The sequence below is a fragment of the Amycolatopsis jiangsuensis genome (genome assembly GCF_014204865.1).
Classification (GTDB): domain Bacteria; phylum Actinomycetota; class Actinomycetes; order Mycobacteriales; family Pseudonocardiaceae; genus Amycolatopsis; species Amycolatopsis jiangsuensis.
Window position 1 is genome coordinate 853,481 of record NZ_JACHMG010000001.1, and the last position, 26,847, is coordinate 880,327.

Here is a 26,847-nt window from a genome sequence, read left to right on the forward strand (position 1 = left end):
TGTGTACGAAAAGGACGATCCACGGTCAGCGCTGGCCACGGCGACCGCGCCCCGGCCCGACAGTGGCGCCGCGATCGCCGCGGCCCAGTACCTCGATCTGCGTACGGCCGGTGTCGTGCGAGCCCAGAACGTGATCCTGGTGCACACCGAGGCACGCGCGGGCGACGAGCTCGACAACGGCACGCTCGAAGGCGAGCTGGCCGTCATCGTGACCGGCGCTTCGCCCGCGTTCACCGTGCGCACCGGCGGCGAAGCCCTCCGGGTGGCCGAGCCCGGGCTGGTCGTCGTGCCACCCGGCCCCTCACGGATCAGCGTCGAGGGCGACGGGCCGTTGGTTCGGCTCGTCGAAGCCACCGAACCGGCGTGGCGGGACCGCCCCGCCAACGCCGCTGCCTACGCCGAAGACCACCCGCGCGTCGCACTGCTGGAGCGGTGGCCGCAGCCGGCGGGGGAGCCGGGCGTGCGCTTCTACCCGCTCTCGAAGGTGCCGCAGGACCCGAAGCGGTTCGGACGGATCTTCCGCACCCGCTCGTTCATGGTGAACTTCCTGCCCGAACAGGACGGTCCGCGCGACCCGCACAAGCTCTCCCCGCATTCGCACGACGACTTCGAACAGCTTTCCCTCGCCGTGCAAGGGGAGTACGTGCACCACATCCGCACGCCGTGGCTGAACGACAGCGCGGTCTGGCGCGAGGACGAGCACGTGCGGATCGGCAGCCCGTCGGTCACCGTCATCCCGCCGCCGACGGTGCACACGTCCGAGGCGAGCGATCCGGGTGTGAACCAGCTGATCGACATCTTCAGCCCGCCGCGGACGGACTTCTCGGAAAAACCGGGGTGGGTCCTCAACGCCGACGATTACCCGATGCCGTGAGCGCGCGCACGGGCAACGGGCTCTTCGCCGCCGGCCGCACGACCACGCCGATCGGCACCTGGCTGAAGATCGCCTCGGGCGAACCGGTCGAGATCATGGCCTACGCCGGCTTCGACTTCGTCGTCGTCGACCTGGAACATGCACCGCTGGACCTGCAGACCGCGTACCGGCTGATCAGCTCCGCGGCCGCGCTCGGCATGGCACCGCTGGTGCGGGTGCCGGACAAGACGCCGTCGACGATCCAGAAGATCCTCGACGCGGGTGCGGCCGGCATTCTGGTCCCGCACGTGGACACGCTCGAACAGGCCGAGGCGGTGGGCGCGGCGTGCCGCTTTCCGCCGCATGGCGTCCGCGGCGCGGGCGGTACCAGCCGTGCCGGTGCGTGGGGACTGCGGGCCACCGCGGACTACCTGGCCGCAGGCAACGACGAGGTGCTGTGCATCCCGCAGCTGGAAAGCGTCGAGGCGATCAAGGCCGCGCCGGACATGCTCGCACTGGACACAGTGGACGCGGTGTTCGTCGGGGCGGCGGACCTGTCGATGTCGATGGGCACCACGCCGGCCGACCCGGAGGTGGCGGAGCTGATCGCCTCGGCGATCGCGGCGGCGCACGCTGCCGGCAAGAAGTGCGGGCTGGCGTTCGGCGGTGTACCGGACCGGGCCGCGCAGGCGGTGCGGGAGGGGTGCGACTTCCTGTTGCTCAGCAACGACACGACGATGCTGGCCGAGGCAGCGCGGGACCTGGTCCGCCAGTTCCGGGCCGCGGCCCAGTGAAGCTGCCGCGCACCGCGCTGTCGATCGCCGAGCTGGACGAGCTCGACCACGACGGTGCGGTGCGCTTCGTGCGCATGCTCGAGGAGTCCGGGCACCGGATGGTGTGGCTCCCGGAGGTCCTCGGCCGGGAGGCCTTCACCACGGCGGCGCTGGTGCTCGGAGCGACCGGACGGCTGATCGTCGGCAACGGCGTGGCCCGTGCGCTGGAACGGGTGCCGAAGTCCGCGGGGTCGGCGGCTTACGACCTGGCGGCCGGGCACCCCGGACGGTACGTGCTCGGGCTGGGCGTCAGCGGCGCGGTGCGGAAGCGGGGAACCGGGCCGCTGCCGTTCCTGCGCGAGTACCTCGACGGGGTGGACGAGACCGTGGCACGGCGGGGTCCGGTCCGGGTGCCCCGAGTGCTCGGGGCCTATTCGGAAGGGATCACGCGGCTCGCCGCCGGTCGCGCCGACGGGCTCATCACCTTCCTCGTCACGCCGGAGCACACGCGGTGGGCCCGCGAGACGGTCGGGCCGGAGCTGTTCCTTTCGGTGGTCCAGTGGGCGGTCGTGGGCCGCTCCCGGTCACAGGCGCGGGAAGTGGCCCGGGAGCGGCTGGCCTACTACCTCCGGCTGCCGCACCAGATCGCGAAGCTGACCCGGCTCGGGTTCACCGAAGCCGACCTCGCGCCACCCGGTTCGGACCGGCTGGTCGACGCGCTCGTCGCCACCGGCACCGCGGACGAGGTACGCGAACAGGTGCGGCAGCAGTACGACGCGGGGGCCACCCAGGTGGCGCTGACCCTGCCCGGGCCCCTCGACGAAACCAAACTGGACGCCTACCGGGCGCTGGGTGAACAGGAGCAGTGATGCGGACAGCGGAGAGAGTCGTCATCACCACCGCGATCACCGGATCGGTCAACATCCCCTCGCAGAGCCCCTACCTGCCGCTGTCGGCGGGCGAGGTCGCCGACGCCGCTCTGGAAGCGATCGAGGCGGGCTCGGCCGTGGTGCATCTGCACGCCCGGCAGCCCGACGGGCGGCCCACCTACGAACCGGAGGTGTTCGAGGACATCGTCGGGCGGATCACCGCGCAGACGGACGCGGTCATCAACATCACCACCGGCGGCGCGTCGTCGATGACGATGGAGCAGCGGCTCGCGGCGGCGGTGGCCCTGCGGCCGGAACTGGCCTCGATGAACATGGGCACGATGAACTTCGTCTACTCGGGCATCGCCGACAAGGTGACCGAGTGGAAGCACGACTGGGAAAAGCCGTACGTGCTCAACACCTATTCGCATCCGTTCGTCAACACCTTCGACTCCATCGAGCACACCCTGCGCACGCTCGGCGCGCACGGCACCCGGTTCGAGTACGAGTGCTACGACATCGGGCACCTGTACTCGCTGGCGTACTTCGTGCGCCAAGGGCTCGCCAAGCCGCCGCTGCTGATCCAGGGCGTGTTCGGTGTCCTCGGCGGGATCGGGGCGGACCACGCGAACCTGGAACACATGGTGCGCATCGCCGACAAGCTGTTCGGCGACGACTACTCGTTCTCCGCGTTCGCCGCCGGCCGCGACCAGATGGCGTTCGGGACGCACAGCGCGTGGCTCGGCGGGCACGTACGCGTCGGGCTCGAGGACAGCCTGTGGCTGGGCAAGGGCCGGCTCGCGGAGAGCAACGCCCAGCAGGTGCGGAAGATCCGCGCCGTGGTGGAAGACCTGGGGAAGCCGATCGCGACCCCGGCCGACGCGCGCGCGATCCTCGCGCTGCGCGGGAACGAGGAGGGCTGAAGCATGGCATTGCCGTTGTCCGGCAAGGTGATTGTCGTGGTCGGGGCGAGCACCGGGATCGGCGCGGATGCCGCCAGGGTGTTCGCCGGCGACGGTGCCTCGCTGATGCTCGTGGCCCGCCACGAGGAGCCGCTCGCCGCGGTGGCGAAGGAGCTGGACGCCGCGTACGTCACCGGAGACGTGTCCGACGCGGCCTCGGTGCGGTCGTTCATCGACGCGACCGTGGCTCGGTTCGGCCGGCTGGACGGCGCGTTCAACAACGCCGCGATGACCCAGGGCGGGCCGCTGGCCGAAGTGTCCGAAGAGGACTTCGACCGGATCATGGCGGTCAACGTGAAAGGCACGTGGCTGTGCCTGCGCGAGGAGATCCGGGTGCTGGGCGGGGGCGGGTCCATTGTGAACGTCAGCAGCATCGGCGGTCTTCGCGGCAGCTCCGGGATGGGCGCGTACCAGGCGACGAAGCACGCCGTGATCGGCCTGACCCGGACCGCGGCGCACGACGCGGGACCATCCGGGATCCGGGTGAACGCGGTCGCGCCCGGCCCCACCGAGACGCCGATGCTGGAGGAGACCCGCCGCGCGATCCCGGGCGGCGTGGAGGCCCGCATCGCGGCGACACCACTGCGCAAGGCGGGCACCGGCGCCGAAGTGGGCGCGACCGCGTCGTTCCTGCTCAGCGACCACGCCAGCCACCTCAGCGGAGTGATCCTCCCGGTGGACGGGGGCTTCCTCGCCTAACCCGGCATTCCGCCCGCGACGTCGTGAAGGCCTCTTTCGGGGGAACTGGATTCCCCGGGCGAGGCCTTCACGACGTTCAAGCGTCGTCAGCAGGTGCGCGGCCGGAGGTTCCGGCGGTCCCGAAGCGGGGTATGTCTTGAACGCTGGGTAGCAGCCCATCCGGTCACCGGGAAATCCCGATCGCGGACAACCTTTCCGGAGCCCCGCTCGTCGAGCAGGATGGGACCCGAGGAGGGAGCACCAATGCGCGCGAGGTTCTGCGCCGTGCTGGCCGTGGCCGGGACGGTGGCGACGGCGTGTGCCGCGCCGGCGCCGGAGGGCGCTCCGGTGCCGGTGGCCGGGAAATCCGGGCTGCCGGCCGTGCCAGGGCGGGCCGGTTCGCCGACCATGGCAGGGCAGGCCGACTCACCGACCGTGGCAGGGCAGGCCGGTGAACCAGGAGCGCCAGGGCGGGGCGGTGAACCGGAAATGTCAGGGTGGGCCGGCGATCCACGGATGTCAGGGCGGGGCGGCCGGCCGGGGATGGGCGGCGCATCCGGCCGGCCACCGGCGCCGATGATCACCGCCCCGGTCGTGCCGCTGCGGCCCGAACCGCCGTGCACGGTGGTCACCGGGGCGTGCGCGAGCCTGTCGTTGCGGCTGGCGTGGCTCGTCCGCGGTGGTGCGGTCGTGCGCGGACCGGTCGAGATGGAACCCGGTGACGCCGGCCAGCCGACCCCGGTCGGTGGTTTCCGGGTGGTGTGGAAGGACAAAGTCCACCGCAGCAGCGAGTACGGCGACGACATGCCCGACGCGGTCTTCTTCGCCCCCGGCGGCATCGCCTTCCACGCCGGCCCGCTGAACCATCCGTCCCACGGCTGCATCCACCTGGCCCCGAAGGACGCCACGGCGTTCTTCGACGCTCTCCCGGTCGGCGCTCAGGTGGAAGTGCGCGCCTGAGCCTCGCGGCGGTAGAGGCGTGCGTGTGCGTCGCGGCGGCGGTCGGGGCGTTGCCGCGGCAGGGCGGCGAAGTTGCGCGGGGCGGCTGCGGTAGAAGGTGCAGCTGTGCGCCGCCGCGTCGGTCAGGATCCTTGCATCAGCGCGCCGAAGCCCGACGCGGCAACCGGGGCGGGAGCGCAGCCCCGGGAGCTGCCGCGGTGGTCAGGAATGTCGTAGCAGTGCGCCGAAGCCGTCCTGGAGAGGGAGCCGCTCGTCCATTGCCACGATGTTCGCGCCGGTTGCGACTGCGGCGTAGGGGAGTGCTTCGTCTGCCCGGTTTCGGCTGGGCTCGGGTACCCCGAGTGCGTCCAGCCGGGTGCCGTCGGCGCCCACTTGCGCCGGCTCCGGGCCGGTGAACACCATGGCGTCCCCGGGATCGCCGACGAGCAGGGTTTCCACGCTCGCCTCCGACAACGCCGCGGTGACGCCGGCGAGACCGGACACCGCGAGCCCCGATTCCCGTCCGGTTTCCGCGCGGAAGCGTTCGGCGAGGTCGTCCAGCTCGGTGGCCCGGCGGTTGAGCAGCAGTTCGGCGACCTGGCCGTCCAGCTCGCCGGAAGGCTCCGCACGGCTCGCGCCTTCCACCGTCTCGGTGATGCGGCGGACCGACTCCGGCAACAGCTCGTGCAGCGCCGACCGCGCCTGCACCTCACCCGCGAGCACGACGACCTCTGCGCCGACGTGGTCGGCGGCACGTGCCACCGCGCCGGCGACTTCCTCGAGGTTCTGTTTGACCGTCTCTTCCGAGCGATTCTGCAGATCCTTGTGCGCGGTGCCGCCGCCGCGCACGGTGTGCACCGGGTGGTTCTGGCCGGTCACGGTCTCGGAGTGGGCGCCGTCGCGGCCGTACCGCGTGATGTCCGCGCCGACAGCGTCGGCGACGACGACCACGTGCGGTGGACGCTGCGCTTCGTGACTGGCGAGAGGAACCAGGTACGGCAGCGCGGAGTGGCGCGCTTCCAGCGCGGGCGGTGGCCCGGCCAGCCGGTGGTCGACCAGTACTTCGCCGCCGGCCGCGATCAGGCTGCGGCCGCTTTCGCCGACTGGCGGCGGCGCGTCCTCGATCGCCCGCACGACCGCGTCGACGGTCTCCGCGTCCGCCTTCTGCTCCTCCAGCGCGGTGGTGATGTCCTTCACCCGCAACCGGAGCTGCTTGCCGGCGTCCTCGGTGCGGTGTGAATCGTCGAAGTGGACCGAAACGAACGGCCCCTGCGCGGAGACCAGTTCCCCGAACGCTCGTGCGTCCATAGTGGACTTCTCCTTCCCGTTGCCGCGGCGGATACCCTGTGTCGGCGCGGCTCAATCGCGGACTGCGGCGGCCACCGCGGCCGCCACGTCGGGATGGCCGAGCGGCAGCGGGGCGGGCACCCGGTCGCGTTCGTCGTCCCTGCTGTGCGCGATGACCCGGACCTCGGTGCCGGCCTCGCGCAGTGCGGTCACCCGGTCGCGGTGCTCGGCCATCCAGTCCGCGTCCGCGTCGGTGGCGTCGTCCGCTTCGAGGAAGCCTTCGGCGGCCGGGTCGACGAGCAGGACCCGCCGGGCGGCACCCGGATGGCGTTCGGCGAGCGCGAGCGCGTCGCCGGCCAGCGGGCCGCTCGCGACCACGCTGATCGGTGGTGCGCCGGGATCGGCGTCACCCAGCAGGTCGTCGGCCTGGCTCAGCGCACCCTCGCTTGGCTCCCTGCACCACACGATGCGGTGGTCCTCGGCCAGTGGACGCCAGGTCGCCGGCAGCTCACCGTGTTTGCTCAGGCCGGCCGGGTCGAGCACGATCAGCTGTGGGCCGCCCTCGCCCGCGGTGACCACCGTGGGCCCTTCGGCGCGGCGCGGATCGGTCGGATCGGACACCGGACTTCTCCTCTCCGGACGGGATTCTTCCGTCAGTGACGCAGGTGCGGGAGTTCCGGGCTGCCGGTGTCGAGCGGCACCGACGGCCCGCGGACGAGTCCCAGTTGGACGGTCGGACGCCGGGTCACCAGCGCCAGCAGCCATCCCGCCGCGGTACGCATCCGGTTGCCGGGCATGGCCAGCAGGTGGTACGCGCGGGTGACCGCCTTCGCCGGGAGACCGGACAGCGGGATGTGCAGGGGGTTCGCCGCGGCCCGGCGGCCCCCGAGGTCCACCACGAAGCCGAGATCGTGGTGACGGTAGGTGCCCGGGGTGCCGTGGCCGAGCGACGCGGCCACGTTGCGGCCGGCGAGTTTCCCCTGCCGCTGCGCGTGTTGCGCGGTCATCGCGGTGGGCGAGCCGGGGTTGGTCAGATCGGGCACCGCGGCCGCGTCGCCGCAGGCGAACACCTCCGGCCTGCCCGGCACACCCAACTGCGCGGTCACCACGATGCGGCCGTGGTCGGTCTCCAGCCCCACGTCCGAGACGAGCGGATCGGGCCGGACGCCGACGCACCACACCAGCGTGCGGGTCGGCACGTGGTCCCCGGAGGTGAGCTTGACGCTCTCGGCGCCGGCCTCCTCGACCGAGTCGCCCATGAGCACCTCGACGCCGCGTTCGCGCAGCACCCGGTCGGCGGTGCGGCCCAGCCGGGCGTCGAGTTCGGGCAGCACCCGCTTCTTGACGTCCAGCAGCAGCCACCGGATCGGCTGCCCGGCCAGCTCCGGGTGCCGGGCGGCCAGCGCCGCGGTGAACCCGGGCCCCTGCGCGGCGACCTCGGTGCCGGTGTACCCGGCGCCGACCACGACGAAGGTGCAGCGGGCCGCGCGCTCGGCCGGATCGGTGGCCGCCGCGGCGAGCTCGATCTGCCGGGTGATGTGGTCACGCAGGTACAGCGCCTCGGGCACGCCGCGGAAACCGTGCGCGCATTCGGCGACGCCGGGAATCGGCAGCAGCTTGTTCACACTGCCCGCGGCGAGCACGAGCCGGTCGTAGGACAGCTCCTGTTCGCCGTCCTCCGGGTCGGTGTAGCGCACGACCCGGCCTTCGAGGTCCACCGAGGTCACCGTGCCGAGCGCCAGCCGCACGCCGGGCAGGGTGTCCGGAATGGACACGGTGATGCTCCGCGGATCGAGGATGCCGGCCGCGACCTCGGGCAGCAGCGGCAGGTACAGGAAGTAGTCGGTGGGGTTGACCACCACCACCTCGGTCTCGCCGCGCACGGTGCGCAGCAGTTCCTTCGCCGCGTGGTAGCCGGCGAACCCGCCGCCGACGATCACGACCCGCATCCGGATCCTCCTTCCGCGTAGCCGGGTTCAGCCTTCTGGCTGCCCGATGTTCACCATCCAGGAAATGCCGAACCGGTCGGTGCAGGCACCGAACTCGTCACCCCACATCTGCTTTTCCAGCGGCACTCCGACTGTGCCGCCCTCGGCGAGTTTCGCCCAGTAACCACGCAGCAGTTCCGCCTCGTCGCCGCTGAGACTGATCGAAACGTTCGTGCCGGGCCGGTGTTCCATTCCCGGCGGGGTGTCCGCGGCCATCAAGATGAATCCCTGCCCGGTCACCAGGAATCCGTGCATGATCTTGTCCGCGAGATCGCTGCCGGCCGGTGCTCCGGACTCGCCGAAGGTGTTCAGCGAGAGGTCCCCGCCGAAGACGCCGTGGTAGAACTCCAGCGCCTCACGGGCGTTGTCGCGGAAGCTGACGTAGGGGTTGAGTTTCGCCGTCATCGGGCCCTCCTCGGTTCGGGACAGGTCCGAATCCTCGCAGATCAACCGGGGTGCGACAACGAATTCGCGGGCGTTCCGGCGACCGCGGGGACCTCTTTTCCGATTCGGGTACCCGGTGCCGGCGGCGGTAACCGCGCCCGGTGGATCAGCTTTCGTCGGTGAGTTTCCCGCGCAGCTGGTCCAGGGTCTGCGACAACAGCCGGGAAACGTGCATCTGCGAGATGCCGACGCGGTCGGCGATCTGGGTCTGGGTGAGTCCGCCGAAAAAGCGCATCACCAGGATCGCGCGCTCGCGCCGCGGCAGTTCCCGAAGCAGCGGCTGCAGGGCCTCGTGCGCCTCGATGTGCTCGAGTTCGGTGTCCTCCTCGCCGAGGGTGTCGGCCAGGGAAAGCGGTTCCGCGTCGTCGTGCACCGGCTTGTCCACCGACAGCGTCTGGTAGGCGTTGCCCGCGATCAGTCCTTCGTGGACCTCGGCCAGCGCCAGTCCGAGGTGCTCGGCCAGTTCGCTGGGCGTCGGCGCGCGGCCGAGGGACTGCGACAGCGTGCCGGAGCCCTGGCTGAGTGACAGGTGCAGCTCCTTGAGCCGGCGGGGCACCCGCACCGACCAGCCGGTGTCCCGGAAGTAGCGGCGGATCTCCCCCATGATGGTCGGGACCGCGAACGACAGGAAGTCCGGCCCGCGATCCGGGGTGAACCGGTCGATCGCGTTGATCAGGCCGATCCGCGCCACCTGCACCAGGTCCTCGCGGGGTTCCCCGCGCCCGGTGAACCGGGTGGCGATGTGCTCGGCCACCGGCAGGAACTCCGTCACCAGCCGGTCGCGCAGGCCACCCCGGCCGGGGTCGTCCTCGTCCATCGCGGCGAGCTGCTCGAACAGCGGCGCCGTGTGCGCGTACTCGTCCCGGCGGCGGACGATCGGGGGCGGCGTCACCAGGTGGTCTCCGGGCTCAGATCGAGATCGAGGCACAGCAGATAGCCCCCGCCGGCTTCCGGCAGGCACTGCGCGGCGACCGACCGGGCGAGCGTGCTCAGCACGTGCCAGCCGAAGGTGTGCTCACCGGGTGGCTGCGCATGCCGGGTCCGGGTTTCGACGGTGAGGTGGACACCCGCCACCCCGGTCCGGAACCGGCAGGCCATCGTGGCGCCGGGCTCGGCGGCGCCGACGAGCTGGGCACAGGCCTCGTCGACCGCCATCTGCACGTCGGCGATCGCGTCCAGCCCGTAGTCGGACCTGGCCGCGACGGCCTGCGCCAGCATCCGCACCAGCGGTATTTGATCGGTGTCCGCGGGCAGCCGCAGCTCGATGACTTCATCGAGCGGCCGGCGTGCCGCGGGCAGCTCGCTCAGCGGCGAGCCGCCGGGTCCCTCGTCGTCCATGCCGTCGGCTTACCCGTTCGCGCGGCGGCTGACACATCGGTTCACCCGGAGCGGGCCAGCTGCGGTATCCGGCCGCCGGCCACGACCGCCTCGGCCTGCCGCGGGGAGAGCCGGTGGCGGAGCCGGTACTCCCGGTCCCGGGTGGTGTTGCGCACGCGGACCTCGGATCCGGCGGTGAGCTGCTCGGGCAGGCCGGTGAATTCCAGGACGTCGCCGCTGCCGATGTCGTCGTAGTCCTGCTCGTCGGTGAATTCGAGGGGGAGGACGCCGAAGTTGGCCAGGTTCTGCCAGTGGATCCGGGCGAACGACTTGGCCAGCACCGCCCGCAGCCCGAGGTAGCGAGGGGTGATCGCGGCGTGTTCCCGCGACGAGCCCTGCCCGTAGTTGCCGCCGGCGACCAGGAGGTGGTCCCCGGTCTCCCCGGCCCGGCGCGGGTAGTCCTCGTCGACGCGGGTCAGCGTGAACTCGGCGAGTTTCGGCAGGTTCGAGCGCAGCGGCAGGGCACGCGCCCCGGCCGGGGAGATCTCGTCGGTGGACACGTCGTCGCCGAGTTTCAGCAGCACCGGCGCGGTCAGGTCGGCCGGCAGCCCGGCGAAGTCCGGCAGTCCGGAGATGTTCGGGCCCTTGTCCAGCTCCGCGTGGGCGGCTTCCTCCGGCGGCAACGGCGCCTCGACGACGTCGTCGAGCACCGCCGGACGGTCCGGCTCCGCGGGAGCCTGCCAGCTGATCCCCCGGTCCCGGGCGAACTCGCGGGGATCACTCAGCCGGCCTTCGATCGCGGACGCGGCGGCGGTCTCCGGCGAGCACAGCCACACCGCGTCGTCCGGGGTTCCGGAACGCCCGGGGAAGTTGCGCGGGAACGTGCGCAGCGAGTTGCGGCCGGGAGCCGGCGCCTGGCCCATGCCGATGCAGCCGAGGCAGCCCGCCTGGTGGATGCGTGCGCCGGCCTGCAGCAGGTCGGTGACGGCTCCGGTGTGGGTGAGATCGACGAGCGTCTGCCGCGACGTCGGATTCACGTCGAAACTGGTCGTGCCGGCCACCCGCCGGCCGTGCACGAGGGAGGCGGCGATCGCGAAGTCGCGGAAGCCGGGGTTCGCCGAGGATCCGAGGACCACCTGGTCGATCGGAGTTCCGGCGGCTTCGCGCACCGGCACCACGTCGCCGGGCGACGACGGCCGGGCGACCAGCGGTTCCAGCGTGCCCAGATCGATCTCGTCGGTCACGTCGTAGTCCGCGCCGGGATCGGCGGCGAGTTCGCGGAAGTCGTCCTCGCGGTTCTGCGCGCGCAGGAAGGCCGCCACCGCGTCGTCGGCGGGGAACACGGTCGTGGTGGCACCGAGCTCCGCCCCCATGTTGGCGATCACGTGCCGGTCCATCGCGGAGAGCCAGCGCAGGCCGGGGCCGTGGTACTCGACGATCCGGTGCACCCCGCCACGAACCCCGTGCCGGCGCAGCATTTCCAGCACCACGTCCTTGGCCGACACCCATTCCGGCAGCTCACCGGTGAGCCGGACGCCCCAGATCTCCGGCATGCGCAGGTACAGTGGTTGACCGGCGATGGCGAGCGCCACCTCCAGCCCGCCGACGCCGATGGCGAGCATGCCCAGTGAACCGGCGGCGCAGGTGTGCGAGTCCGAACCGGCGAGCGTGCTGCCCGGTACGCCGAAGCGCTGCATGTGCGTGGGATGGGAAACCCCGTTGCCTGCCCGCGAGAACCACAGCCCGAACCGGCGGCAGGCGGAACGGAGGTAGGCGTGGTCCTCGGCGTTCTTATCGTCCGCCTGCAGCAGGTTGTGGTCGACGTACTGCGCGCTGAGCCGGGTTTTCGCGCGGTCGATCCCGAGGGCTTCGAGCTCCTGCATCACGAGGGTGCCCGTCGCGTCCTGCGTGAGGGTCTGGTCGATCCGCAGGGCGATTTCCTCACCCGGTACCGGATTCCCGGACTCCAGGTGCTCGTCGATCAGTTTCGCCGCCAACGTCCGTGCGCCGCTCATCGCTGTCGAGTACCCGCCGTGCCGGCCGGATAACCGGTCCGCCGGCGCGTTGTCGGTGACCCCGGACGGCGCGCAGCACGGTGTCGCGGGTGTGGTGCGTGCCCTCCGGAGGCGGGCCGGACCGCGGCCTGCTTTCGTCGGTCAGCACTCGCCAGCCGTTGCCGAGCAGTGTGGCGACCTCGGCGGGCTGGTAGTACCCGTCGTACTGCGGACCGACTTCGGCGGGGGAGTGGCTGACGAACAGCAGGGTGCCCCCGGGCGCGACCGCGTGAAGCAGCCCGCACAGTGCGCGGTGGCCGGGAACGCGGCGGAGCGGAAAGTACTGGAGTGAAACGAGATCGAACGCCCCTGCCGGAGGCGGGTGCACGGTCGGGTCGCCGTGGGTCCAGGCCACCTGCCCGGCGGAGCCGGCACCGGCCGTGGCGGCCTGCCGCAGCGCGGTCCGGGAAAGATCGACCGCGGTGACCTGCCAGCCCTGTGCTGCCAGCCAGCGGGCGTCGGCGCCTTCACCGCACCCCACGTCGAGTGCCTGGCCGGGCGGCAGGCCGCGCACCTCGGTCATCAGGACCTCGTTGGGCGCACCGCTGAACAGCCGGGCACGGCTGCGATACCGCTTCTCCCAGTGTTGCTCGTCCATGCCGGCCAGCCTGCCGAGTATGCGGACAAAATGACAACGTCGTTTGCGGAAATCGCAAAGCCTGGCGCACAGTGGGGAGCATGACCGACGAGTTCGACGCCGTGCTGACCGCCGTGGGCCCGCGGTTGCGGGAGCTGCGCCGGCGCAGCGGGACCACGCTGGCCGCTCTGTCGGAGACGACCGGGATCCCGATCAGCACGCTGTCGCGGCTGGAGTCCGGCCAGCGCAAGCCCGGGCTGGAACTGCTGCTCCCGCTCGCCAAGGCCTACCGGGTGCCGCTCGACGACCTGGTCGCCGCGCCGGCCACCGGTGACCCGCGGGTGTATCCGCGGCCGTTCAAGCGCGGCGAGATGACCGTGGTGCCGCTCACCCGCAAGCCCGGCGGGCTGCAGGCGTTCAAGCAGATTCTCCCGGCGGGCCGGGCGGGCGGCGAGCCCGAGCCCCGTTCGCATGAGGGATACCACTGGCTGTACGTGCTCAACGGGCGGCTGCGGGTGCTGCTCGGCGACCAGGACCTGGTGCTCGCCGCGGGCGAGGTCGCGGAGTTCGACACCCACCTGCCGCACTGGTTCGGCAACGCCGACGAGCATCCGGTGGAGTTCCTGAGCATCCTCGGCCCGCAGGGTGAACGGTTCCACATCCGCGCGCGGTACCGGCCGGAGAGGTGAGAAACCGGCCTCGGCTGGGTAGTTCCTCCTCGAGAACGACCTGGAGGGTGGGGTGATCCCCATGGTGGCGGTGCGCGTACAGGGACTGGCCGTGGTCGCGCAGGAGGTGGCGCCGGTCGTGCTGCTGCGCGAGGAGACCGGATCGCGCCGCTGGCTCGCGATCACCATCGGCGCGCCGGAGGCGCAGGAGCTGGCCGCGGCGCAGGAGCACGTCGTCTCGGCGCGGCCGGGCACGGTCGAGCTGATCATCGACGTGCTCGGCGCGCTCGGGCAGCAGGTCGAGCGGGTCGAGATCACTCAGCTGGAGGACAGCATCTTCCACGCCGACCTGGTGCTGGGCGACGGGGTGCGGGTGTCGGCGCGGCCCAGTGACGCGATCGCGATCGGGCTGCGGACCCAGGTCCCGCTCGAGGTCGCCGAAGCGGTGCTGGACGAGGCGGCGGTGGACGTGACGGTGGCCGCGGGCGAGGAAATGCCCGGCGGTGAGTCCGGAGAGCCGAGTGAGGACGAGATCCGCCGGTTCCGGGATTTGCTCGACGAGGTGAGCCCGGAAGACTTCCGAGACCCCGGAACGGAGTGATCAGCCCGCGCGCGGCGGGCCGGCGTCGACCACGGCCAGCGACAGCTCCAGTGGATCGAAGTGGATCAGCGACCCCATCCACCAGGTCATTCCCGCCTGCGTGAGCGCGGTGAGGTCGGCGGTGACGGGTTCGTCCCAGGCGGGGCTCGCGTTGCCGGCTACAGCCACGTCGTACGGCCGTCCGCGGACGTACCCGGCGCACGATCCGGCCCAGCACCTCGGGCGAGTCGGGCATGACCCCGGAAACGGAAAGACGCCGTCGCCGGCCGCCGCGCGTTCGAGCACCCGGGGATGGGCGACGCCGCACCCGGCCCACACCGGAATCGGGTACGGCTCGGGCTCGGTGGCGTCGAGGTCGAGGCGGTAGTGCGTACCCGCTGTGCCGCAGCTGCCGCCCGGCCCACATCGCGCGCATGAGACCGGGTGCCTCGTCGGTCCGGGCGGAACGCTCTCGCGCCGCGCCGACGGCGTGACCATCGGGCTGAGCCGCAGCTTCGTCGTGGCCTGGGCGATCGCGGCCAGCGTGGTCCACGGATCGGCGATCGGCGGCTGTGCCGGCACGACGTGATCCCACAGGAACACCCCGTCCCAGCCCGCGGCCTCGGCGCGGACAGCCGGGTCGACGACCACCGCCGGATCGCCGAACGGGGGCAGGCAGAGCCCATAGCGGACTTCGCTCACTCCGGCTCATTCGGCTGTCCGGGTGCCAGGATGGAGTCGCGATAGCGGGCTTCGGTGCGTGAGTGATCCGCTGCGAGGCGTTGCCCGGTCATCGGAACCTAGGTTACGGTGACTTAGGTGTGGATCGACGTGCTCCTGCTCGCCAAGCTCGCCGAGCGCCCGCGGCACGGGTACGAGCTGCGCAAGCAGGTGGAGGAGTCCAGCGGTCGCGCGCTGTCGAACAACTCGCTGTACCCGGCGTTGCGCCGGTTCGCCGAGGCCGGTGCGGTCACTCGCACGGCGCAGCAGCAGGAGGGCAGGCCGCCGCGGCACGTCTACACGATCACCGACGTCGGCCGGGAACTGCTGCACGACCTGCTCGCCGAGCTGCCGGCCGAGCTCGCCGGCGATCCGGCGGAGTTCCTCGCCCGGCTCGCCGGTTTCGGCCGGCTCGAGCCGGCCGAGCGGCTGCGCGTGCTCGACGCGCGCGAGAAGGCCGTCGCGGCGCAACGCGAGCGGCTGGCCAAGCTCGGCACCGGGCAGGTCGGCCCGTGGAGCCGGCTCGTGCTGGCCGAGGTGCGCCGCCGGGCCGAGCACGAACAGGACTGGCTCGCGTCGCTCCGGACGCGGGCGGAACAGGTTTCCCCCGAGCTTTCCCCTGAGCACTTTCCCGAGCATTTTCCTGAGGAGGACTCCCGATGACGACCACCGAACGCGCCCCGCAGCTGCCGTTCGCCCGGCCGAACGTGCTGGACATCGCACCGCTGTACGAGGTGCTGCGCCGCCAGGGCCCGATCGTGCCGGTCACCACGCCCGCCGGTGACCCGGCCTGGCTGGTCACGGCCTACGAGCAAGCCAGGGAAGTGTTCGGCGACAAGCGGTTCGGCCGTTCGCACCCGGCGCCGGAGGAAGCCACCACGGTCTCCGACGCGGCACTGCTGAGCGGACCGCAGGGCGACTACGACTCCGAGGAGGCGTCACACGCCAGGTTGCGCCGCGTGCTCGTGCCCGCGTTCTCGGCGAACCGGATGCGCCGGCTTTCCGGCCACGTCCAGGAGCTGGCCGACCGCTGCCTCGACGACCTCGAAGCAGCTCACGACGCGGCCGGTGGCGCGCCGGTGAACCTGCACGAATACCTGTCGTTCCCGTTGCCGGTACTGGTGATCTGCGAACTGCTCGGCGTGCCCTACGGCGACCGCGAGAAGTTCCGCGCGCTGTCCGACCGGATCGGCGCACTCGACAGCCGCGGCGACGCGCGGGTCGCGATGGACGAGTTCATGGCCTACACCGCGGAACTCGCCGCGGTGAAGCGGGCCGAGCCGGGGCAGGACGTGATGTCGGACCTGGTCGCCGCGCAGGCCGAGGATCCGACGTTCACCGACGAGGACCTCTCCCGGCTGGCCGCGGGCCTGTTGTTCGCCGGGCACGAGACCACGTCCAACCGGATCGATCTGGGCGTGCTGTACCTGCTCACCGATCTCGCCCGCCGGGACGCGCTCGCCGCGGACCCGGAGGGCAGGCTGCACGCCACCGTCGAGGAGATCCTGCGGATGTCCGCACCGGGTGGGCTGGGGCTGCTGCGGTACGCGCGCGAGGACGTGGAGGTCGGCGGTGTGCGGATCGCGCGCGGCGACGCGCTGATCATTTCGATCAACTCGGCCAACCGCGACGAGTCGGTGTTCGACGGTCCAGGGGAGTTCGACGCCGCCCGCAAACCCAACTCGCACCTGGCCTTCGGTCACGGCGGGTTCTTCTGCATCGGCGCCAGCCTGGCCCGCACCGAGCTGCGGGTCGTCTTCGGCTCGCTGTTCCGGCGGTTCCCCGGGATGCGGCTCGCGGTGCCCGCGGCCGAGCTGGAGGTGCGCACGAACCGGTTCACCGGTGGCGTCGACCAGGTGCCGGTCGTCTGGTGACGAAGCCTGTCGAAAATGACAACCAGTATCGGCTAGGCTCGGTGGCAGCGTGCCGTGCCCAGGCCGTCCGCCCGGCGAAGGGCTAGGCTGCGCGGCTCGACATCGGCGCCGCGTGGTCCACCGGGACCCGCGGCGCGAGGGCCGGGACTCCGGCCCGGAGCTGCGGAGGTTGGCATGAAGAGCGACATCGCCGGGCGAGCGGTCGGACTGGTGGTCACCGGCATGGCCGGGGCGGCGGCGTACGACGGGGTGAAACGGTTCGCCCGTTCGAGGGTCGCGCGGGCGGCCACGGTCTCGGTCACCGCGTGGGGGCTGCGCGGGGCGCGGGCGGCGGAGACCGGTGCGGAGAAGGTCCGCCTCGCCACCGCGGACATCGTGAGCGAGGCCCGGGACCGGATCGGCGAGCAGGCACCGCCGCCCGGCACCGCGGCGGGCCACGGCCACGAGCACTGACCGTGGCCCCGGTCGAACCGCGGAACCTGCCGGTCCTGTCCGACGCGGCGGGGCGCGTGCGTTTTCACGTCCCGCCGGTGCTGGGCGCGGTATCCCTCGCGGTCGCGGTGGAGGACGCCGTGGACCAGGTGACCGGCGTCCGCCAGGTGCACGCGTATCCGCGGACCGCGAGTGTGGTGGTGTGGTACGACCGGAAACGCTGTGACCGGGACGAGCTGATCGCGGCCATTCGCACCGCGGTCGCGCGGCCGGCCGTCCCCGCCACCCGCTCGCCGCGGTCGGCGGACGTGCGCAACGCCGATCTCGTCCGCATGGTCGTGGGCGGGCTCGCGCTCGTGGCGCTCGGTGTTCGCCGGTACGGCCTGCGCCGGGCGCCGATGCTCGGTACGGCGGGCCGGACGGCGGCCACGGGCGTCACGATTTTCACCGGCTATCCCTTCCTGCGCGGCGCCCTTCGCTCCCTCGGCGGCGGCCGCGGGGCGGGCACCGATGCCCTCGTGTCCGCGGCGACCGTGGCGAGCCTGGTGCTGCGCGAGAACGTCGTGGCGCTCACCGTGCTGTGGTTGCTGAACATCGGCGAGTACCTGCAGGACCTCACACTCCGCCGGAGCCGGCGCGCGGTGTCCGAGCTCCTGACCGGCACCCGGACCCGGATCTGGGTGCGCACCGGCGCTGTGGAGTCCGAAGTGGACATCGCCGACCTGGTGGTGGGCGACGAGGTCGTCCTGCACGAACACGTGGTGCTCCCGGTCGACGGGGTCGTCGCAGAGGGGGCGGGGATCGTCGACCAGTCCGCGGTCACCGGAGAGCAGCTGCCGGTCAGCGTGGCCGCCGGGACCGCACTGCACGCCGGTTCGGTGCTGCTGCGGGGACGGCTCGTGGTGCGCGCGACCGCGGTCGGCGCGGACACCGCGATCGGCCGGATCATCCGGAGGGTCGAGCAGGCCCAGGAGGATCGCGCGCCCATCCAGACCGTGGCCGAGGTCTTCTCGCGGCGGTTCGTGCCGGCGTCGTTCGCGCTGGCCGGGTTGACCCTGCTGGCCACGCGGGACGTGCGGCGGGCGATGACGATGCTGCTCGTGGCGTGCCCGTGCGCGGTCGGCCTGGCCACGCCGACCGCGATCAGCGCGGCGATCGGCAACGGCGCGCGCCGCGGCATCCTGGTCAAGGGAGGCGCGCACCTGGAGGCAGCAGGTCGGGTCGACGCGATGGTGTTCGACAAGACCGGCACGCTCACCCTCGGCCGTCCGGTGGTCACGAACGTGATCTCGTTCGCCGAGGACTGGACGCCGGAGCGCGTGCTGGCCCACGCCGCCAGCTCGGAGATCCATTCGAGGCATCCGCTGGCGCAGGCGGTGATCCGGTCCACCGAGGAGCGGCGGATCCGGATCCCGCCACACGAGGAATGCGAAGTCCTGCTGGGACAAGGAATGCGCGTGGCCAGTGACGGCAGGGTGCTCCTCATCGGCAGCGCCGAACTCCTGCGAGGCGAAGGCGTGGAGCTGCCGGACGAGGCCGGCCGCTGGGTCGCGAAACTGCGTGAAGCCGCGGAAACCCCGCTGCTGCTGGCGGTCGACGGCCGGCTCACCGGCTTGGTCTCGTTGCGGGACACCGTGCGGCCGGAGGCGCGCGAGGTGCTCGAGGCGTTGCGCGCGGACGGCGTGCGCCGCATCGTGCTGCTCACCGGCGACCACCCCGGCACCGCCGCGGCGGTGGCCGCGGAACTGGGCGTGACCGAGTTCCAGGCGCAGGTGCTGCCCGAGGACAAACAGGACGTGGTGCGGCGCCTGCGGGACGAGGGACACGTCGTCGCTGTGGTCGGCGACGGGACGAACGACGCTCCTGCGCTGGCGTTGGCCGACATCGGCATCGCGATGGGCGTGCGCGGTACGGACGTGGCCGTGGAGACGGCCGAGGTCGCTTTGGCCGGTGACGATCTGCGGGCTCTGCTCGCGCTGCGCGACCTGAGCCGGCGCAGCGTGACGTTGATCCGGCAGAACTACGGCCTGTCCATCGCGGTGAACGCGCTCGGTCTCGTCGTGTCGGCCGCGGGCGCGCTGTCCCCGGTGGTGGCGGCGGTGCTGCACAACGCGTCGTCGGTGGCGGTGGTCGGCAACAGTTCCCGGTTGATCCGGCATCGGTTGCCGGCCGGCGTCACACCGCGGTGATCGTGGCGGTTCCGGTGTCCAGGAACGGATGCGTGGCGGTCACGGTGATCGTGCCGGGAGCGTTTCGCAGGGACCGGATCCACACCGCCGCCGCGCCGCCCAGCGCGCCGAAGTCCAGGTAAGGCTCGCCGACGAGCACACCGGGCCCGTCCACTGCGACGGCCAGCGTCCCGTGTGCGTGCGGCCGGGGCGCGCCGTAGCGGTCGACCGAACGCAGCGTCACCCGGGTGGCGTCCTGGCCGTCCGCGACGATCTCCGCGTCGTCCGCGCTCACCGCGAGCGTGTCGAAAGCCGGGTCCGCGCTGAACCGGCGGCGGAGCACGGTGTGCCCGCCGACCCGTCCCTCGATCGTCAGCTCGGGCAGGCCGTGCCCGTCCACCCGCAGGTCCACCCGGAACGGCGGATGGGCGAGGTGCCCGAATGCCGCGTGCTCCGGGCGCACGGTGACCGGCCGCCGGCCTGCGACGGTCACCACCAGGGTGTCGCAATTGGACCAGACGATCGCGTCGCGGCCCGGTCCGCTGTGGGGCGAGCCGGGGCCGAAATCCCAGTGGAACGCCGGTTCGATCACCGCGCCGCGGGCCGGATCGCGCTGCGCCCGGTAGAACCCCGCACCCAGCTTCGGAATCCGGAAGAAGTCCACCACACCGGGGTACTTCACGCCGCGGTGGGAGTGGAACCAGCCGGACGGGTAGTCGAAACCGCACCACGCGATGAGGCCGCAGTACCGCGGGTCCGCGGCGGCGTGCTCATGCACCCAGGCGTGGAGCAATCCTTGCTGCCGCTGGACCGCGGGGGAGTCGGTGCGGCGGAAGGACGGTGCGCCGACCAGCGTGCCGACAGCTTCGCTGACCAGGTAGGGCACGCCTCGGCGCGGCGGGCGCAACGTCGGTGGCGTGCCCGGTGGACGCGGCCGGCTGTAGTCGTTGAACGAAAACACGCCGCCGGCCGCTTGCACCGGGTACAGCGCGGATTCGTAGCCGCGCTGCCCGGCGACGGCGCCGGTGCAGGGTCGCGTCGGGTCGAGCCGCGCGGCCAGCTGGTCGGTCTTGCCGTACAGCGCGTACTGGCCCAGCGTCTCGTTCACGCGGGTGCCCCACACGATGATCGACGGGTGGTTGCGGTCCCGCACGATCATGTCGTGCACGTCGCGCACCGCCAGCCCCTGCCACGCGGTGTCGCCCACGTGGTCCCAGCCGGGAAGCTCCTCCCACACCAGGATGCCGAGTTCGTCGCAGGCGTCGAGGAACGCGCTCGCCTGCGGGTAGTGCGAGCAGCGCACCATCGTGCAGTTCAGCTCTTCCTTGAGGATCTGCGCGTCGCGGCGCTGCACGCGGTCGGGCATCGCGCCGCCGGCGAAGGGATACCACTGGTGCCGGTTGAGCCCGAACAGCTTGAGCGGCCTGCCGTTCAGCAGGAAACCGTCCGGGGTGAACTGCGCTTCCCGCAATCCGGTGCGCACCGGATGAGTGTGCACTTTCCGTCCGCCGACGGAGAGTGTCACGACGATTTCGCACAACGCCGGGTCGTCCACCTCCCACAGCCGCACCCCGTCGAGGCCCCGCAGTGGCACGGTGACGGTGGTTTCACCTTTCCGCAGCCCGGTGCGGTCGATGGAGGACGTCGCGAACGGTGTGCCGTCCTGGCTGAGGGTGGCGGTGACCCGCACACGTCCGTTGAGCTGCTTCGCCGAATCGACCGTGCAGTGCACCAGCACCGCGCGATCCGCGGTGAGCACGGCGACCTGCTGGGCGTGCACGTCGGACAGGTACGCCTGCGGAGCCGCGGTCAGCTGCACCCCGCGGTAGATCCCGGCGGGCTGGTAGAAGTCGATTGCGGTGGGCTCGGATACTCCGGAAGGTCGGGCGGGGTGTCCTGCTGCCAGCGGCCGTCCACGACCACCGCGAGCACGTTGTCCCGGTCCGTCAGCAGTCCGGTGACCTCGCAGCGCAGCGGCAGGTACCCACCGCTGCGCCGGGCGATCCGGCGGCCGTTGAGGTACACGGTGGCGGCGCTGAGCACCCCGTCGAACCGCAGGAACGCGCGGTTGGCGCGCAGTCGCGGGGGCGCGAGGAAATGCTGCCGGTACACCCAGACCCGCTGCCAGTCACCCGGGTGCCAGTCCTGCCAGGACAGCGGAACCACGCAGTGCGGCACGGACACCGGCGACAGCTCGCGCTCGTCGAAGTCCGGATCGGTGCATCCGGGCGCGAACGGCCCGAACAGCCAGCCGGGACCGAACTCGGCGCGGGCCACCGGGGCAGCGGAGTGCTGCACTGCGGCCGACACCGCGCCGGAACCGGCGAGCACCGCTCCGGCACCGAGCAGGAAACGGCGCCGTGGGTGCGCCGCACGAGAGCCGAACATCGCTAGCCGGGTCGGCGGCCGATTCCGGTGCGGACCGGGTGGACTACGCCGGATCCGCCGGTTTCGGCCCGGTTCGCCGACGGTGCCGGTGGTCGCATGCCGCCGAGCTTACTGCGGCCGCCCGGTCCCGGAGGTGAAGTCATTTCCGGTACTGCACCGCGACTTTCTCCGCCATTGCGTGGATCTCGGCGAGCGCGTCGTCCAGGGAGGTGCTGCCGTCGATGACCGAAGCCAGGGTTTCCGATGCCTTGGTGCCGAGTTCACGGAACTCCGGGACGCCGACGAACTGGATGCCGGTGGCCGGCCGCGGCTGCACCCCGGCCTTTCGGGGATCGACCGAGGTGATGGACAGGTAAGTCGGCATCGCGAACGCGCCGGCCTCGGACAGGTACTCGGCGTCGTCGTAGGTCGAGTACCGCTTGCCGGCCGGGGCCTTCGACCAGCCGACCATGCGCCCGGCCAGCCGCTCGTAGTCCCGGCTCGAGGCCCAGGACATGAACTTCCACGCCTCGTCCGGATGGTCGCTGCTCTGCTCCAGCCCCCAGGCCCAGGTGTAGAGCCAGCCCGAGGTGGAGGTCTTGACCACGGGCGCGGACAGGTAGCCCATCTTGCTGCGCACCGCGCTCGAGGCGGCTTCGAGCTGCGCGGCACCCGCGGTCGCGTCGTACCACATCGCGACTTTGCCGTCCTCCACCGCTTTCAGGCATTCCTGGTAGCCGGTGTGCGTGGGGTCGTCTTCGCCGCTCTTGCGCAGGGTGTCCAGGTAGAACTTGACGGCCTGCCGGAACTCGGGCGAGCCGGTGCCGACGCCCCACTTGTCGTCGAACCAGGTGCCGCCGAAGGTGTTCACCACGGTGGTCAGCGGCGCGATCATCTCGCCCCAGCCGGGCAGCCCGCGCAGGCAGATCCCGTGCATCCCGGTGCCCGAGTGCTCCACCGCGGACGCGGCGTCGGCGACCTGCTGCCAGGTGGGGGTGGCCGGCAGCCGGATGCCGAGGTTGCCGAGCACGTCGGTCCGGTACATCAGCATCGACGACTCGCCGTAGAACGGAGCCGCGTACAACTGCCCGTCGGAGCCGCGCAGGGAATCGGCGATCGGCTCGATGAGGTCGTCCTCGTCGAACTGGTCGTCGTCCCGTGCGTACGGGGTCAGCGGTTTCAGCAGGTGCCGGTCGGCGAAGATCGGCGCCTCGAAGTTGCTCACGGACGCGACGTCGTACTTGCCGGCCTGCGCGGTGAACTCGCGGTCGACCTCGTCCCGCAGTTCGTTCTCCGACAGCAGGGTGAAGTGCACCTTGATGCCGGTCTTCGCGGTGAACTCACTCGCGGTGAGCTGCTGCAGCTCCACCATCTGCGGGTTGTCCACCATGAGGACGTCGATCGTGACGTCCGGTTCGGTGCCGCACGCCGAAGCCGCCAGGACCAGCAACGCCGCCGCCAGCGCCGGCAGCCGCCCGGACCGGTGCGCTCTGCCCGCCCGCTGTTCCCGCACCCCGGCTCCTCACGACGTTGTGGATGTGAGCTGACTCACGTCTGCAAGGTAGAGCATTCGGCCTAACGCCCGGAGGTGGGTATCGCGATCCGGCGTTTTCGGGCACTTGTCCTGCACTGCCGGTCCACGGTTGCCCGTTTCGGTCAGCAGAGCTCGGCGAGCCGGTGGACCTGATCGGGGTCCGTGCCGTAGCAGTAGAGCATCACTTCGTCCGCGCCGAGGTCGCCGTACGCGCGCAGCTGCGGCGGCCCGAGGGCGACGTTGACCTGAGCCAGGAGCCGGGGCTCGCCTTCCCGGCCGTGGTCGTGCCAGGCGCGGCGGACAGTGTCGAACAGGCCGCCGGCCCACGATGGAGGGGCCGCCGCGAGAAACCCGTCTCCCCAGCGGGCGACCCGATCGAGCGCGGCCGGCCGGAACCCGCCGAACAGCAGCTCGGGCCCTCCCGGCCGGGCCGGTGCGGGGCCGATCGGACCTGCTTCGTCGCTGTACGGTGCGCCAGTCCACACGCGGCGCATGGTCTCCAGCTGCCGGTCGAGAGACCGGCCGCGCTCGCGCAGCGGCGTGCCGGCGACGTGGTGGTCGTCCTCGCGGCCCCCGACTCCAAGGCTGAGCACGAGCCGTCCGCTGCTCATCCGGTCGAGCGTGGCCACCTGCTTGGCCAGCAGCGCCGTTCCGCGCAGTGGCGCGAGCAGCACTTCGGTCTGCAGCCGGATCCGGCTGGTCGCGCCGGCCAGTACGGCGAGTGCGGTGAGTGGCTCGGGGTTGTCGTAGACGAGCCGGTCAAGCAGCCCGAGCGTGCGGAAGGGGCCGCCGTCCGCCCGTCGCGCCCAGGTGAGCAGGGCGGCGGGGTCGGCAATGGGCAGGCCGAGGCCGACGAACATGAGAAACCTCCGGGAAAGACGGGGTCGGCGAACACTGGCGCCGCCCCTCCCGCACCTCGGCCGAGGTGACGCGAACCCGCTCTGCGGCATGCTTCCCAGGAGTCCGGCGTTCGGAGAGCGCGGTCAGGCTAGGACCCGGCCGCGGTGGTGGGCAACGGGTTTTCCGCCAGCAACGCGAGCAGTTCACCGAGAGCGGCGCCCAGCGGCCGGTCGACCCGCACTCCCGCGTACTCGTCGCCGCGGGTTCGGCCCCGGTTGACGATCAGGACCGGGGTGCCCGACTTCGCCGCGTGCCGGACGAAGCGCAGGCCGGACATGACCGTCAGCGAAGAGCCCAGCACGAGCAGCGCGGCGGCCTCGTCGACGAGCCGGTAGCACCGCTGCACCCGGGGACGCGGCACATTCTCGCCGAAGAACACGACGTCGGGTTTCAGCACGCCACCACAGCCCAGGCACTCGACGGTGGTGAACGCGCGGACGACGTCTTCGGCCAGCTCGACGTCACCGTCGGGGTTGATCCGCGTGGCCGTGCCGCCGAAATCCGGGTTGGCCGCGCGCAGGCGGGCGTCGAGTTCCTCGCGGCCGCTGGTCCGCCGGCAGCCGAGACAGACCACGCGGTCGAGGTTGCCGTGCAGTTCCACCACACCCGGGGTGCCGGCGGCCCGGTGCAGGCCGTCGACGTTCTGTGTGATCACTGCCGAGACGCGGCCGGCGGCGCGCAACGCGGCGACCGCGTGGTGCCCCGAATTGGGGGAGGCCCTGGCGATGGTCCGCCAGCCGAGGTGGCTGCGGGCCCAGTACCGGCGGCGTCCGTCCGCGCTGCCGGTGAACTCGTCGTAGGTCATCGGCGTGTGCCGGCGCAGGCTGCCCGACTCGCCGCGGTAGTCCGGAATGCCGGACTCGGTGGAGATCCCGGCACCGGTGAGCACCAGGACCCGCCTGCGGGAAAGGACCTCGGCCACATCGGCGAGGCTGCCCGCGCGCGGTAGCGCCTCACCCGGGGCGGACCAGGTCAGCGTCGGTCGGGTACGCACCTTGCCAGCTTACGGGTGCCGGCCGCGTGGCCGCGGTGATCACCCGGGTGGGGCAGCCGGGATTGGCCGGCGCGACGGCTGGGTACCAAACCTGCCATGTGGTTCGCGTTGGCTACGCCGTTGGTCGTGATGATCGCCGCCGTTCTGATGGAACGGTTCGAGCGATATTGCGGCCAGGAACCGGCGCAGGCCCGCGTGAAGGTGCCACGGCCGCGCACCGAACAGGCCCGTCCGGCCTCGTTCGGGGCAGTGGTGCTGCGGCACTGAGAGCCGGTATCGGGACCGGCTGCGGGCACGGCGCGAACCGGGCACGGACGCTCGGCAGGGCAGGCGGTGTCCGGTGTTCTTGGGAGGAACACCGGCGTCGCGGGCCCGGGCTCTCCCCGTCGGGGTGGGAGAGCCCGGGCTCCTGCCGGGCTCAGCGCACGGCGTCCCTGGTCAGATCCTGGTACCACGCGTCGTACGGATGGTTCGTTGCCGCGTAGGTGGCCGGCGGGTCGGTGGCCAGTGCGGCCGAGTCGAAGTCCCAGCCGCGAACCAGGTGCCCGCTGTCGCGACCGGCCTCGATGAACGTCGATTCCGTTGCCGGTGCACCGTAGAAGAGCGCATCCTGCTGCAGTTCCGCCGGATCACCGTGCTGGTATTCGTCGAAGGCCACCTGCGGGTACCGCACCCGTCCGCCGTCGACGCGGTCGGTCGAGTAGCGCAGTGTCCGGGCCGGCGTCGGTCCCTCCGCGCCGGTCGTCACCCGCACCCGGCGCGTGCCGGACGCCGCCGAAGCCGCGTCGTAACGCGGGTCGCCGGTCGCGGCGTTGTCCGTCCAGTCGATCGTGGTTCCCGAAGCGTCGAAGCTGCCGCGCCATTGCCAGTTCTGGTCGTTCGCCGCGCTGCGGTGGATCTCCCGTACCCCGTCGCCGGTCACCGCGACGGTGGGCAGCATCCCGTTGTCGTACTGATGGCTCGCCGACCAGCTGATCTCGCCGTCCGTACCGAGCTGTCCGGTGCGGTACCAGAGCGTGGCCGCGTTCTGCGACTGGTGGACCTCGACGATCCGGCCGGAGTCGTCCAGTGCGACCGCGGGCGTCCGGCCACTGTCGTAGCGGCCGTGGCGATGCCAGGTGATCCGGCCGTCCGCACCGTAGCTCCCGGTCCAGTACCAGAGCGCTCCGGCGCCGGAGTCGTGCACCTCGACCACCTGGCCGTGCCCGTTGAGTGCGACCGCCGGGTGCTCACCGACGTCCCGCCGGTACGACGCACGCGTGCCGCGGTCCCCGGAGAGCAGGGTCAGGACCTTGCCGCGTAACGAATCCGTGGTCGCGCCTGCGCGGTAGTCCGGCGCGGTGAGCAGCCGCGGGCCGAACGCTTCCCACAGCTCGGCGTTGACCGCCGCGAGGTTGCCGGCGGCGTACGACTGGTTGTCGGTGAGATCGTCCTTGAGGTCGAGCATCACCACGATCGGAGCCGCCGTGGGATGTGCGGCGGACCAGGCGTTCACCACCGCCAGCCAGTCGCGGAGGTTGTCCGAGGCCGGATTGCCGGTGTGGTCCACGAGGTCCCCCGGCGCACCGTGGCCGATGCCGTAGTCGTGAGTGGTGGCGTAGCCGTTGTCGTGCACGTCGAATTCGACGAAGCGCACACCGCGGTCGAGCTGCTGGGCAATGGACCCCTTGGCCCCGTCGACGTCGCCGGAGTAGCTGTTGTGCGTGGCCAGGAAGGTGTCCGAGGTGAACGGTTGCCCGACGGCCGGGGCCGCCCCGAGCACCGCGGTGCCGGTCAGCACGGCGAGCGCGGCAGTACCGACGCGGCGGATGCGGTCGATGCGAGGCATGAAACCCCCAGTTCGGGACGGAAATCCGGGAAATCGTAGCG

The 26,847-nt window shown here is 71.8% G+C and carries 28 protein-coding genes; 13 read left to right on the plus strand and 15 right to left on the minus strand.

The annotated features are described in order from the left end of the window. Position 1: 1 nt before the first annotated feature. The 6 genes from BJY18_RS03680 to BJY18_RS03705 all read left to right on the plus strand — a co-directional run bounded on the left by BJY18_RS03680 (position 2) and on the right by BJY18_RS03705 (position 5,095). Positions 2–874, plus strand: coding sequence for a cupin domain-containing protein (locus BJY18_RS03680; protein WP_184777653.1), 873 nt, complete (start codon positions 2–4; stop codon positions 872–874). Further along, the gene (locus BJY18_RS03685) at positions 871–1,647 is read left to right on the plus strand and encodes an HpcH/HpaI aldolase family protein (RefSeq protein ID WP_184777655.1); all 777 of its coding nucleotides are present in this window, start codon (positions 871–873) and stop codon (positions 1,645–1,647) included. The genes BJY18_RS03680 and BJY18_RS03685 overlap by 4 nt, the downstream gene beginning before the upstream one ends. Then, positions 1,644–2,495, plus strand: a complete 852-nt coding sequence (locus BJY18_RS03690; RefSeq protein ID WP_184777657.1) for an LLM class flavin-dependent oxidoreductase — start codon at positions 1,644–1,646, stop codon at positions 2,493–2,495. Before BJY18_RS03685 ends, BJY18_RS03690 begins: the two co-directional genes overlap by 4 nt. Then, positions 2,495–3,418 (plus strand): 3,5-dioxohexanoate:acetyl-CoA acetone transferase, encoded by a 924-nt coding sequence (gene kce / locus BJY18_RS03695; protein ID WP_184777659.1) that lies wholly within the window; start codon positions 2,495–2,497, stop codon positions 3,416–3,418. Before BJY18_RS03690 ends, kce begins: the two co-directional genes overlap by 1 nt. 3 nt (positions 3,419–3,421) lie before the next feature. After that, positions 3,422–4,156 carry an SDR family NAD(P)-dependent oxidoreductase gene (locus BJY18_RS03700; RefSeq protein WP_184777661.1) on the plus strand — a complete coding sequence of 245 codons (735 nt, stop codon included), beginning with the start codon at positions 3,422–3,424 and terminating at the stop codon, positions 4,154–4,156. 243 nt (positions 4,157–4,399) lie between these two features. Further along, the gene (locus BJY18_RS03705) at positions 4,400–5,095 is read left to right on the plus strand and encodes a L,D-transpeptidase (protein WP_246458761.1); all 696 of its coding nucleotides are present in this window, start codon (positions 4,400–4,402) and stop codon (positions 5,093–5,095) included. A 201-nt stretch (positions 5,096–5,296) separates the two neighbouring features. Here BJY18_RS03705 and BJY18_RS03710 read toward each other — a convergent pair whose 3' ends face one another. The 8 genes from BJY18_RS03710 to BJY18_RS03745 all read right to left on the minus strand — a co-directional run bounded on the left by BJY18_RS03710 (position 5,297) and on the right by BJY18_RS03745 (position 12,762). After that, positions 5,297–6,382: an Rv2629 family ribosome hibernation factor gene (locus tag BJY18_RS03710; RefSeq protein WP_184777663.1), complete on the minus strand. Its 1,086-nt coding sequence runs from the start codon at positions 6,380–6,382 to the stop codon at positions 5,297–5,299. Positions 6,383–6,433: 51 nt separating this feature from the next. Further along, positions 6,434–6,982 (minus strand): hypothetical protein, encoded by a 549-nt coding sequence (locus BJY18_RS03715; protein ID WP_184777665.1) that lies wholly within the window; start codon positions 6,980–6,982, stop codon positions 6,434–6,436. Between the two features lie 32 nt (positions 6,983–7,014). Continuing rightward, positions 7,015–8,310: an NAD(P)/FAD-dependent oxidoreductase gene (locus BJY18_RS03720; RefSeq protein WP_184777667.1), complete on the minus strand. Its 1,296-nt coding sequence runs from the start codon at positions 8,308–8,310 to the stop codon at positions 7,015–7,017. A gap of 27 nt (positions 8,311–8,337) precedes the next feature. After that, complete coding sequence (locus BJY18_RS03725) at positions 8,338–8,754, minus strand: VOC family protein (protein ID WP_184777669.1); 417 nt, start codon at positions 8,752–8,754, stop codon at positions 8,338–8,340. Between the two features lie 145 nt (positions 8,755–8,899). Further along, positions 8,900–9,685 carry a SigB/SigF/SigG family RNA polymerase sigma factor gene (locus BJY18_RS03730; RefSeq protein WP_184777670.1) on the minus strand — a complete coding sequence of 262 codons (786 nt, stop codon included), beginning with the start codon at positions 9,683–9,685 and terminating at the stop codon, positions 8,900–8,902. Further along, positions 9,682–10,131: an ATP-binding protein gene (locus BJY18_RS03735; RefSeq protein WP_184777672.1), complete on the minus strand. Its 450-nt coding sequence runs from the start codon at positions 10,129–10,131 to the stop codon at positions 9,682–9,684. The genes BJY18_RS03730 and BJY18_RS03735 overlap by 4 nt, the downstream gene beginning before the upstream one ends. A 41-nt stretch (positions 10,132–10,172) precedes the next feature. Further along, positions 10,173–12,125, minus strand: coding sequence for an aconitate hydratase (locus BJY18_RS03740; RefSeq protein WP_184777673.1), 1,953 nt, complete (start codon positions 12,123–12,125; stop codon positions 10,173–10,175). Beyond that, positions 12,052–12,762 (minus strand): class I SAM-dependent methyltransferase, encoded by a 711-nt coding sequence (locus tag BJY18_RS03745; RefSeq protein ID WP_184777675.1) that lies wholly within the window; start codon positions 12,760–12,762, stop codon positions 12,052–12,054. Before BJY18_RS03745 ends, BJY18_RS03740 begins: the two co-directional genes overlap by 74 nt. An 80-nt stretch (positions 12,763–12,842) precedes the next feature. Between BJY18_RS03745 and BJY18_RS03750 the strand changes: the two genes are divergently transcribed. Both BJY18_RS03750 and BJY18_RS03755 read left to right on the plus strand, forming a co-directional pair. Next, positions 12,843–13,430, plus strand: coding sequence for a helix-turn-helix domain-containing protein (locus BJY18_RS03750; protein ID WP_184777677.1), 588 nt, complete (start codon positions 12,843–12,845; stop codon positions 13,428–13,430). A gap of 61 nt (positions 13,431–13,491) precedes the next feature. Beyond that, a complete protein-coding gene (locus BJY18_RS03755; RefSeq protein ID WP_184784400.1) occupies positions 13,492–14,010 on the plus strand; it encodes a bifunctional nuclease family protein in 519 nt (172 codons plus the stop codon). Here the strand turns inward: BJY18_RS03755 and BJY18_RS03760 are convergent, their stop codons facing one another. Continuing rightward, positions 14,011–14,691, minus strand: coding sequence for an LLM class flavin-dependent oxidoreductase (locus BJY18_RS03760; protein ID WP_312873721.1), 681 nt, complete (start codon positions 14,689–14,691; stop codon positions 14,011–14,013). It abuts the gene before it with no gap. Positions 14,692–14,808: 117 nt separating this feature from the next. Here BJY18_RS03760 and BJY18_RS03765 point away from each other — a divergent pair, with 117 nt between their 5' ends. The 4 genes from BJY18_RS03765 to BJY18_RS03780 all read left to right on the plus strand — a co-directional run bounded on the left by BJY18_RS03765 (position 14,809) and on the right by BJY18_RS03780 (position 19,204). Continuing rightward, positions 14,809–15,372, plus strand: a complete 564-nt coding sequence (locus BJY18_RS03765) for a PadR family transcriptional regulator (RefSeq protein WP_184777679.1) — start codon at positions 14,809–14,811, stop codon at positions 15,370–15,372. Then, positions 15,369–16,583, plus strand: a complete 1,215-nt coding sequence (locus tag BJY18_RS03770; protein WP_184777681.1) for a cytochrome P450 — start codon at positions 15,369–15,371, stop codon at positions 16,581–16,583. Before BJY18_RS03765 ends, BJY18_RS03770 begins: the two co-directional genes overlap by 4 nt. Before the next feature lie 174 nt (positions 16,584–16,757). Then, a complete protein-coding gene (locus BJY18_RS03775) occupies positions 16,758–17,036 on the plus strand; it encodes a DUF1490 family protein (protein ID WP_184777684.1) in 279 nt (92 codons plus the stop codon). 2 nt (positions 17,037–17,038) lie between these two features. After that, positions 17,039–19,204, plus strand: coding sequence for a heavy metal translocating P-type ATPase (locus tag BJY18_RS03780; protein WP_312873722.1), 2,166 nt, complete (start codon positions 17,039–17,041; stop codon positions 19,202–19,204). Here the strand turns inward: BJY18_RS03780 and BJY18_RS03785 are convergent. From BJY18_RS03785 to BJY18_RS03800, 5 genes are all read right to left on the minus strand, one after another. Then, complete coding sequence (locus BJY18_RS03785) at positions 19,191–21,002, minus strand: glycoside hydrolase family 2 protein (protein WP_312873723.1); 1,812 nt, start codon at positions 21,000–21,002, stop codon at positions 19,191–19,193. The genes BJY18_RS03780 and BJY18_RS03785 overlap by 14 nt on opposite strands. Then, a complete protein-coding gene (locus BJY18_RS36620) occupies positions 20,993–21,571 on the minus strand; it encodes a glycosyl hydrolase 2 galactose-binding domain-containing protein (RefSeq protein WP_246458762.1) in 579 nt (192 codons plus the stop codon). Before BJY18_RS36620 ends, BJY18_RS03785 begins: the two co-directional genes overlap by 10 nt. A gap of 139 nt (positions 21,572–21,710) precedes the next feature. Beyond that, positions 21,711–23,063, minus strand: a complete 1,353-nt coding sequence (locus BJY18_RS03790; protein ID WP_312873724.1) for an extracellular solute-binding protein — start codon at positions 23,061–23,063, stop codon at positions 21,711–21,713. Positions 23,064–23,206: 143 nt separating this feature from the next. Next, complete coding sequence (locus BJY18_RS03795) at positions 23,207–23,944, minus strand: LLM class flavin-dependent oxidoreductase (RefSeq protein WP_184777686.1); 738 nt, start codon at positions 23,942–23,944, stop codon at positions 23,207–23,209. 128 nt (positions 23,945–24,072) lie between these two features. Beyond that, a complete protein-coding gene (locus BJY18_RS03800; protein ID WP_184777688.1) occupies positions 24,073–24,978 on the minus strand; it encodes an NAD-dependent protein deacetylase in 906 nt (301 codons plus the stop codon). A 96-nt stretch (positions 24,979–25,074) separates the two neighbouring features. Here BJY18_RS03800 and BJY18_RS03805 point away from each other — a divergent pair, with 96 nt between their 5' ends. Beyond that, entirely contained in the window at positions 25,075–25,245 is a 171-nt protein-coding gene (locus tag BJY18_RS03805) for a hypothetical protein (RefSeq protein WP_184777690.1), read from the plus strand. A gap of 151 nt (positions 25,246–25,396) precedes the next feature. Here BJY18_RS03805 and BJY18_RS03810 read toward each other — a convergent pair whose 3' ends face one another. Further along, positions 25,397–26,806: a PI-PLC domain-containing protein gene (locus BJY18_RS03810; RefSeq protein ID WP_221457542.1), complete on the minus strand. Its 1,410-nt coding sequence runs from the start codon at positions 26,804–26,806 to the stop codon at positions 25,397–25,399. Positions 26,807–26,847: the final 41 nt, after the last annotated feature.